A 1,388-nucleotide genomic window follows, 5' to 3' on the forward strand; every position below is an offset into this window, starting at 1 on the left:
CTCGTCCTCCTCGGCATCCGCGCCGGGCACGGTGTAGGCCGGGATCTCGTTGACGAACTCGGTCTCGATCCACCGGGTGTGCACGGTGAACGGATCGGAGGTGAACGCCGGATCGGCGACCACCGCACGGTGGAAGGGAAGCGCGGTGGCCATCCCCTCGACCCGGAACTCCGCCAGCGCCCGGGCCGCGCGCTGCAGCGCCTGCTCGCGGGTGGCGCCGGTGACGATCAGCTTGGCCAGCAGCGAGTCCCACGCCGGGCCGATCACCGAGCCGGCCTCCACCCCCGCGTCCAGCCGGACACCGGGGCCCGAGGGCGCGGCGAAACCGGTCACCGTGCCCGGGGCGGGCAGAAAACCGCGGCCCGGGTCCTCACCGTTGATACGGAACTCCAAGGAGTGCCCGCGCACCACCGGGTCGTCATAGCCCAGCTTCTCGCCGTCGGCGATCCGGAACATCTCACGGACCAGGTCGATGCCGGTGACCTCCTCGGAGACCGGGTGCTCGACCTGCAGACGGGTGTTGACCTCCAGGAAGGAGATCGTGCCGTCGGTGCCCACCAGGAACTCCACCGTGCCCGCGCCCACATAGCCGGCCTCCCGCAGGATGGCCTTGGACGCGGCGTACAGCTCGGCGTTCTGCGCCGCGGACAGGAAGGGGGCCGGGGCCTCCTCCACCAGCTTCTGGTGGCGGCGCTGCAGCGAGCAGTCACGGGTGGAGACCACCACCACGTTGCCGTGCGCATCCGCCAGGCACTGCGTCTCCACGTGCCGGGGCCTGTCGAGGTAGCGCTCGACGAAGCACTCGCCGCGCCCGAAGGCGGCCACCGCCTCGCGCACGGCGGAGTCGTAGAGCTCGGGGACCTCTTCGAGGGTACGGGCGACCTTCAGGCCGCGCCCGCCACCGCCGAACGCCGCCTTGATCGCGATCGGCAGCCCGTGCTCACGGGCGAAGGCGACGACCTCCTCCGCGCCGGAGACCGGGTCCGCGGTGCCCGCCACCAGCGGGGCGCCGGCACGCTGGGCGATGTGACGGGCGGCGACCTTGTCCCCCAGATCCCGGATCGCCTGCGGCGGCGGGCCGATCCAGGTCAGCCCGGCATCGAGCACCGCCTGGGCGAACTCCGCGTTCTCCGACAGGAACCCGTAACCGGGGTGCACCGCGTCGGCCCCCGAGTCCTCCGCGGCCGCCAGCACCTTGGCCATGTCCAGATAACTGGCGGCCGGGGTGTCACCGCCCAGAGCGAACGCCTCGTCCGCCGCACGCACATGCACGGCGTCCCGGTCCGGATCGGCGTAGACGGCCACGCTCGCGATCCCGGCATCCCGGCAGGCCCGAGCAACGCGGACAGCGATTTCGCCACGGTTGGCGATGAGCACCTTGCGCACGA

Annotated in this window: 1 protein-coding gene; it reads right to left on the reverse strand. The window is 72.3% G+C overall.

Going from position 1 to position 1,388, the window contains the following annotated elements; translation table 11 throughout:
• Positions 1-1,386 (reverse strand): acetyl-CoA carboxylase biotin carboxylase subunit (locus ACWDZ4_RS35050; RefSeq protein WP_451512426.1); only part of this gene is annotated, 1,386 nt, incomplete at its 3' end.
• Positions 1,387-1,388: the final 2 nt, after the last annotated feature.

The sequence above is a fragment of the Streptomyces sp. NPDC003016 genome (assembly GCF_053591455.1).